Annotated in this window: 11 protein-coding genes; 6 read left to right on the plus strand and 5 right to left on the minus strand. The window is 74.1% G+C overall.

Annotated features, from left to right (window positions below; genetic code table 11):
• Both ACFV4N_RS37450 and ACFV4N_RS37455 read left to right on the plus strand, forming a co-directional pair.
• On the plus strand, nt 1-535 hold a 535-nt coding region (locus ACFV4N_RS37450), incomplete at its 5' end, for a sensor histidine kinase (RefSeq protein ID WP_499677412.1).
• Entirely contained in the window at nt 532-735 is a 204-nt protein-coding gene (locus ACFV4N_RS37455; RefSeq protein WP_499677413.1) for a hypothetical protein, read from the plus strand. The genes ACFV4N_RS37450 and ACFV4N_RS37455, both read left to right, overlap by 4 nt.
• 223 nt (nt 736-958) lie before the next feature.
• Here the strand turns inward: ACFV4N_RS37455 and ACFV4N_RS37460 are convergent, their stop codons facing one another.
• Together ACFV4N_RS37460 and ACFV4N_RS37465 are read right to left on the minus strand one after the other, a co-directional pair.
• Nucleotides 959-1,171, minus strand: coding sequence for a hypothetical protein (locus ACFV4N_RS37460; protein WP_499677414.1), 213 nt, complete (start codon nt 1,169-1,171; stop codon nt 959-961).
• A gap of 174 nt (nt 1,172-1,345) precedes the next feature.
• Complete coding sequence (locus tag ACFV4N_RS37465; protein WP_499677415.1) at nt 1,346-1,531, minus strand: hypothetical protein; 186 nt, start codon at nt 1,529-1,531, stop codon at nt 1,346-1,348.
• A 548-nt stretch (nt 1,532-2,079) separates the two neighbouring features.
• On the opposite strand from ACFV4N_RS37465, the gene ACFV4N_RS37470 reads away from it, so the two are divergent.
• Complete coding sequence (locus ACFV4N_RS37470; RefSeq protein WP_499677416.1) at nt 2,080-2,202, plus strand: hypothetical protein; 123 nt, start codon at nt 2,080-2,082, stop codon at nt 2,200-2,202.
• 79 nt (nt 2,203-2,281) lie between these two features.
• Here ACFV4N_RS37470 and ACFV4N_RS37475 read toward each other — a convergent pair whose 3' ends face one another.
• The 3 genes from ACFV4N_RS37475 to ACFV4N_RS37485 all read right to left on the minus strand — a co-directional run bounded on the left by ACFV4N_RS37475 (nt 2,282) and on the right by ACFV4N_RS37485 (nt 4,667).
• Entirely contained in the window at nt 2,282-2,797 is a 516-nt protein-coding gene (locus tag ACFV4N_RS37475; protein ID WP_499677417.1) for a copper chaperone PCu(A)C domain-containing protein, read from the minus strand.
• A gap of 142 nt (nt 2,798-2,939) precedes the next feature.
• Nucleotides 2,940-3,638 carry an MFS transporter gene (locus tag ACFV4N_RS37480; RefSeq protein ID WP_499677422.1) on the minus strand — a complete coding sequence of 233 codons (699 nt, stop codon included), beginning with the start codon at nt 3,636-3,638 and terminating at the stop codon, nt 2,940-2,942.
• A 522-nt stretch (nt 3,639-4,160) separates the two neighbouring features.
• A complete protein-coding gene (locus ACFV4N_RS37485) occupies nt 4,161-4,667 on the minus strand; it encodes a hypothetical protein (protein WP_499677418.1) in 507 nt (168 codons plus the stop codon).
• A 92-nt stretch (nt 4,668-4,759) separates the two neighbouring features.
• Between ACFV4N_RS37485 and ACFV4N_RS37490 the strand changes: the two genes are divergently transcribed.
• The 3 genes from ACFV4N_RS37490 to ACFV4N_RS37500 all read left to right on the plus strand — a co-directional run bounded on the left by ACFV4N_RS37490 (nt 4,760) and on the right by ACFV4N_RS37500 (nt 6,592).
• Nucleotides 4,760-5,356, plus strand: coding sequence for a helix-turn-helix domain-containing protein (locus tag ACFV4N_RS37490; protein WP_499677419.1), 597 nt, complete (start codon nt 4,760-4,762; stop codon nt 5,354-5,356).
• Nucleotides 5,357-5,487: 131 nt separating this feature from the next.
• Entirely contained in the window at nt 5,488-6,363 is an 876-nt protein-coding gene (locus ACFV4N_RS37495; RefSeq protein ID WP_499677420.1) for a class I SAM-dependent methyltransferase, read from the plus strand.
• A 73-nt stretch (nt 6,364-6,436) separates the two neighbouring features.
• Nucleotides 6,437-6,592, plus strand: coding sequence for a hypothetical protein (locus ACFV4N_RS37500; RefSeq protein ID WP_499677421.1), 156 nt, complete (start codon nt 6,437-6,439; stop codon nt 6,590-6,592).
• Nucleotides 6,593-6,694: the final 102 nt, after the last annotated feature.

Here is a 6,694-nt window from a genome sequence, read left to right on the forward strand (position 1 = left end):
CCTGCTCACCTCGGAGGTCGACCGGTTCGCCCGCATGGTCGTCGACCTGCTGGAGATCTCCCGCGCCGACCAGCAGGCCGACGACACCGACCTGGAGGTCATCGACCTCGCCTCGCTGGTCGACAACGTCCTGGACTCCCGCCCGGCCACCGAGGTCCCCGTGCGCACCTCCCCACCCGGCCCCCGGGTGCTGGGCGACCGCCGCCGCCTGGACCGCGTGGTCAACAACCTGCTCGACAACGCCGAACGCCATGCCGGCGGACCGGTGCGCGTCGCCGTCACCAGCCGGGACGGCCACGCCAGGCTGGAGGTCGACGACACCGGCCCCGGCGTGCCACCCGAGCTGCGCCACCGCGTCTTCCACCGCTTCGACCGCGGCAACCGCGCCGGCAGCCGCGGCACCGACACCGGCAGCGGTCTCGGACTGGCCCTGGTCGCCCAACACGTCCACCGCCACCACGGCGAGGTGTGGGTCGAGGACCGCCCTGGTGGCGGCGCGCGGTTCGTCGTGGAAATACCGGAGACCGAACGATGAGGACCACCGCACTGCTGCTGACCGCCTGCGCCGCGCTGACCGCCTGCGGGGTCACCACCCAGAGCGAGCCGCGACCGCTGACCACCTCCACGGTGGCCCCCGCGCCCACACCGACCGTCACCCGACGCCCGGATCCCACACCCTCCCCGCCCCACCCACCAACGACCACCACGACGAGCCCGGCCGCCACGTCCGGGTGACCGCGGATCGTCAGCAGCTCGTCAGGTGAACTCCGGGCGGCCAGGCGGAGGGATGGGTGGAGCGGACGAGAGGATGCCGATGACCGTCCACGGGGCCGCACCGGGTGGTGCGACGAGCACGGTGGTCCACGCACCCGCCCGGATTTCGCGAGCGCGATCGATGCCCTGGAGGGGGTGACCCGGTGGCGCCGTCGGGATTCGGGGGTCCGACGGCGCCACCCGGTCAGTTCATGGCGCCGGTCAGTTCATGGCGGTCAGCAGCTCCCGGCACGCCCGCTCGCACGCCCGGCACGCCTCGGCGCAGATCCGGCAGTGCTCGTGCATGTTCGCGTGGCCCTCGCACTCGTCGCCACACGACCTGCACGCCGTTGCACAGGCTTCCAGCAGCGTTGATCTCGGCCGGGTAGGTCGCCGGCATCGGCATCGTCGCGGTCACGGTGACCTTCCTCCGTCGGATCGGGTTCACCTCTGCGGCTACCCCGCACCGCCGCGGGCAACCTCGCGGTCGCCTTGCCGCACCCGGTGGTTTCCGACGCCCCTGTCCCCCGGCCACCGAACCGACCACGCCACGGCCCGGACCAGCCGAAAACAGGAAGACCACAGCGGACGCTCAAGCCAGGCAGAGGGCGCAGCTGTGAGGACCGATCGCGCGGTCACGACCGCGCCAGCCCGTGCCGATCGCCACCGACCACAGGACGAGCCAGGGCAGGCGGGTGTCCCCCTCGTAGGCCCGGCCGCAGCTGTCACAGATCAGCAGCAGGGCCACGGGGTCGTGGCCGTGGGGTATCGCGGTCATGGTTGCCGGTCGTCGACTTCCTCGGTGGCGGGGTGGAGCGGGCACCGGCCCCATCGTGCGGCCGACACCCGGTGGCGCACCCGTGCTCGTCCGGGTCCCTCCTCCCACTGTGGTGCATGAGCCCGCCGATGCACCTTGCGACAACCTTGCGATCGTCCACCCCGCGGTGAGGGCCGTCACGCTCGAACGCGCCCACCACCGCGCTCGCCGCCTGCGCTCCCCGTCCCCGGCGCGGTCGACCTCGTCCTGATGGGACGGCCGCACCCTCCTCCAGCGGAATGACGACCGTCCAACGATGGCGGCCGCACGCCGTTGTGCGGCCTGCCCCGATCGTGGCACCACCTCGCCGAGGCGGACCTGACGCTTGCCTTGCGATCAAGGCGGGCCGCGCCCGGGTCGGAGGCGCACCCCTCTCCAGCGCGGTGGGCGGTCCTTACGGACGTTGGAGGCCCCCGTGCTCACTCAACACACCAGCAACCCGACCGGTACTGCCTGGAAGCAGTCGGCACGCTGACGGCCGAGTTCCGGGGGGCCTGTCCCGGGAGGTGGTGACCGGCACCGTGCTCGCCGCCCGCCGCGACCTCGAAGTCCAGGTCGCCCGCGAAGCACTCACCGAGATGCTGCACCGCCTCGCCCACCACCGCCTCGACCGCCTGCGGAACAACGCTTGACGTCACTGGCGGACAACGTGGACGGGGCGGCGGGTCCGATCGAGCGCCGTCGCCCCACCGACGCGAGCCGACGGGACGCTCAGGCGACGTCCGCGCCTGCGCAGCCCTCCGGCTCCGCGGTCGCCGAGACGACGGGGACGTCGAGGACCAGCTCGCCGGCCCGGGCGAAGCCGAACCGCACGGTCACCCTCGCCCCGACGGCGAGTTCCTCCCGCAGGTCCAGCAGCACGAGCCGGTAGTCCGACCCCGCACCGCCGGCGCTCGGCACCACGCCGTGCTCCAGCGGCAGCGCCGTCACCGGTTCGGACGCGCCGTCGCAGTCGCGATCCCAGCGCAGCTCGACGCGACGCGCCTCGTCGCTGCCGATCGCGACCAGCTCGTCGTCCACGCCGTGCTCGGCGAACACCCGGAACCGCACCACGGCGTCCTCCCCCGGTCGCAGCGGCGCCCCGCCCACGGCGACCACCGGAGCCGCGCGCAGCGCGACGTCGCCGACACGCCCCCGGGCGCCGACCTCGCCGAGCGAGCCCAGCGCCCGGGCGATGACCACCAGGCACAGCCCGATGCCCACCGCACTGCTCCCGATGCGCGCCACGGCATCCGGAATATCCCGGCCGGGCCACTCGACGGCGGATCACGCGCGGACCGTCAGGCGATCGCAAGGTCGCAGTCGAGCGCCGCCCCGCGGTGGAAGTGCGGGCGGCGTCGTGCTCCGCCCGCACGGCGCTCCTGCGAGGTCAGCGAGCGGCGACGTTGTGCGCGCCCCTGTGCTCGGGGGCCGCCTCGGCGTCGGGCCGGCGGGGTGCGGTGTCCGCGGCCCCGGCGGGGATGCCGTCGAGCTTGCCGTCGATCGCGCTGCGGTAGCCGTTGGCCAGGAGCGCGCCGAGCACCGCGACTCCCAGCGCGGTGCCCAGCTCGCGGGTGACGTCGTTGAGCGCGGAGGCGACTCCCTGCTTCGCGCGGGGCAGTGAGCCGGTGATGGCCCCGGTGGCGGGTGTCATCGACAGGCCCATGCCGGCGCCCATGGCGAGCAGGCCCGCCAGGACGGACGGGCAGCCGCCGTCGACGGACGCGAACAGCGCCATCAGCGCCAGTCCGAGCGCGGCCAGGGCGACTCCCGCGGTCGTGGTGGGGCGGGTGCCGATCTTGGCGGCCACCTTCGGGGCCAGGCCCGAGGTCGTCATCATCATGACGGCCATCGGCATCATCGCCGCGGTGGACAGCAGCCCGGACCAGCCGAGCACGGCCTTGAGGAACGGGAAGAGGACGACGGCGACGCCGGCCTGGACGCCGAAGACGACCAGCAGGGTGAGGGAGCCGCCGGCCAGGCCGCGCTCGCGGAAGAGGCGGACGTCCAGCAGGGAGGCGTCGCGGCGGTGCAGCTCCCAGGCCACGAAGGTGATGGCGGCGGCGACGCCGGCGGTCAGGCCGACCAGGGTGACGGGGGCGGTCCAGCCGCGCTCGGGGCCTTTGCAGGGCGAAGATCAGCCCGGTCACGGCGATCGCGGAGACCAGCACGCCGGTGGTGTCGAAGGGATGGGCGGGGCGTTCGCGGGAGCCGGGCACCGACTTCAGCGCCATCGCCAGCGCGACGACGGCCAGGGCCACGGGCAGCGCGAACAGCCACCGCCAGTCGGCGACGGCGACCAGCACGGGCTTGCGGCCCACCCGGTCACCGATCGCGCCGAGCGGCAGCAGGAGCGCGGTCAGGGCGAGGGTGTAGGCGTTGATGATCCACAGGACGGTGTCCTGGGAGGCTCCGAACTCGACGGCCAGGTGGGTCTGGGCGACGTTCAGCCCGGGCACCGAGGCGATGACGGCCGTGGCGGAGGCGAAGCGGCGGCCCCTGTCGTCGGGCAGTTCCTCCATCGGCAGCTCCAGGCCCTCCAGTCCCTCGGCGCGGGCCCGCACCCGGGTGGCGACGGCCAGGACCCGCCGCCCGACGAAGGTGCCGTCGGTCAGGCGGACGCCCGCGAGGGCTCCGTCGTCGCTGACGACTTCCTCGACGTCGGTCTCGACGACGCGGATGTCGCGGGCGGCGAAGCGGGCGCGCGTCCGGGGTCCAGGTCGGTGCCACGGGTGAAGCAGACGAGGTCGTCCGTCAGCCGGCGGAACAGCCAGGCGTGGTGGGCGGAGGCGGCGCCGGTGGCGAGGATGCCGATGGGCTCGTCGCGCACCTCCCAGCCGTGGCAGTAGGGGCAGTGCACCACGCCGCGACCCCAGTGCTCGGCCAGGCCGGGCACCTCGGGCAGCACGTCGCGCAGGCCGGTGGCCACCAGCACCCGGCGCGCCGTCAGCGTGCGGCCGTCGGCCAGGGTGGCGGTGAACCGCAGGTCACCGTCCGACGAGGGGGACGGTGGCTTCGGCCGCGGCCACCTGACCGAAGACGACCCGGCCGCCACCACGACGTCCACGGTCCCGGTGGGCAGTGCGTCGCTCTCGCAGTGGGGAGTCCGCTCGGACATGTCGCGTCCTTTCGCCACACCTGGCCCCCTGTGCCGGGCCGGCTGCGTGCGACGTCAAGCCGACTTTGCACAAGAGGCATAGAATGTTGCCCATGACGCAAGAAGATGAGCAATTGGACAGCCTCGTGCGCAAACGGATCCGCGCCCTGCGCGTCGCGCAGGGCTGGTCCCTGGAGGAACTGGCCACCCGCGCCAACCTCAGCCAGTCCTCGCTGAGCCGCATCGAGAACGGTCAGCGCCGCCTCGCCCTGGACCAGCTCGTCACCCTCGCCCGCGCCCTGGACACCACGCTGGACCAGCTCGTGGAGAACGCCGCCGACGACGTCGTCACCAGCCCGACGATCGACGGCGCCCACGGCCTGATGCGCTGGACCATGAAGGGCGACCCCGGCGTCAGCGTGGTGCGCCAGCGGATGACCGACCCACCGCCCGACAACCCGGCCCGCATGCGCGCCCACCCCGGCCGCGAATGGCTCGTCGTGCTGTCCGGCACCGCCGTCCTCATGCTCGGCCACCGGCGCTTCCGCATCGAGACCAACCAGGCCGCCGAGTTCCCCACCATGCTGCCGCACGCCATCGGCACCGAGGGCGGCCCCTGCGAGATCATGGGCATCTTCGACCGCGATGCCCGCCGCGGTCACCAGAAGGACACCGACGGTTCCCGGGGCACCCGGACCCCCTCCGACTAGCGGGCCGCGGTCGAGGCGAAGGCCCGCGGTGCGGTGGGCGATGTTGCGCGGCGGGCAGCACTCCGAGTCACCTTCTTGCGCATCTGGCAAGTGGTCGTGCCACTGGAGCATGACGTGCTTACGGTGGGGCCATGCCCCAAACGCATCAGCACACCCCTCACCACGGCGAACGCGGTCACCACCCCCACCACGAGCACGGCGACGGCGGGCAGGCGGAGATCCTCGACCTGGACGCCGAGGTGCTCGCCGAGCACACGGCGTCCATCACCGCCTGGCTGCCGCTGAAGAGCGAGCCGCGCCAGGTCGTGGACCTGGGCTGCGGCACCGGCGCGGGGACCTTCGCGCTCCTCGAACGCTTCCCCGAGGCCCACGTCACCGCCGTCGACAGCTCGACCGGCCACCTCCACCTCCTGCGCGAGAGGGCGTGCGCCCGAGGGGTCGAGGGGCGCGTGCAGACCGTGCAGGCCGACCTCGACGCCGACCACTGGCCCGACCTCGGCAGGCCGGACCTGGTGTGGGCGTCGGCCTCGATGCACCACCTGGCCGACCCCGACCGCGCCCTGCGCAACGTCCATGACCTGCTCGCCCCCGGCGGCCTGTTCGCCGTCGTGGAGCTGGCCGGCCTCCCCCGCTTCCTGCCCGCCCACGCCCCGGCGGACCGGCCCGGCCTCGAAGAACGCGCCCACGCCGCGGCCGACCGCTTCCACGCCGAACACGTCCCGCACCGCGGCGCCGACTGGGGACCGATGCTGACCGCCGCCGGCTTCACCGTCGAGGCCGAGCGCACCATCACCGTCGACATCGGAGGTGAGCGCAGCGCGGCGATCGGCCGCTACGCCCACGGCGTCCTGCAGCGCATCCGCGGTGTCGCCGCCCCCGCCCTCGTGCCCGAGGACCTCGCCGCGCTCGACGAACTCCTGGACCCCACCAGCCCGAACGGTCTCCTGCACCGAGAGGACCTCGCCGTGCGCACCGAGCGCACCGTCTGGGCCGCCCGCCGCACCTGACCCCGGCAAAGGAGGAGCTGCTGCACGGCGGGCCGGCGGGCTGCCCCCGCACGCCGACCCGCACCTGACCGCGGTGGCGCTGCTCGGCGCGGCCACCGGCCCGTCCGCCTGCACCCCCTTCGGCCACCTCACCCCCGACCAGGCCGCCCGAGCGCTCGACCAGCACCTCGACCTGGTCCTGGAGCCGCACGGGGGCGACCGGTGGCCGAACCACCCGCCGGCGACGTGACACCGCCCCCGGCACCTCCCCCTTCTGCGGGTCGGGCTCCGGGCAGCGCCACGGCCGGTCCACTGCGGCCGGGTCCACTGCGGCCGGGTCCACTGCGGCCGG

The sequence above is a fragment of the Actinosynnema sp. NPDC059797 genome, assembly GCF_042732085.1.
GTDB lineage: Bacteria > Actinomycetota > Actinomycetes > Mycobacteriales > Pseudonocardiaceae > Actinosynnema.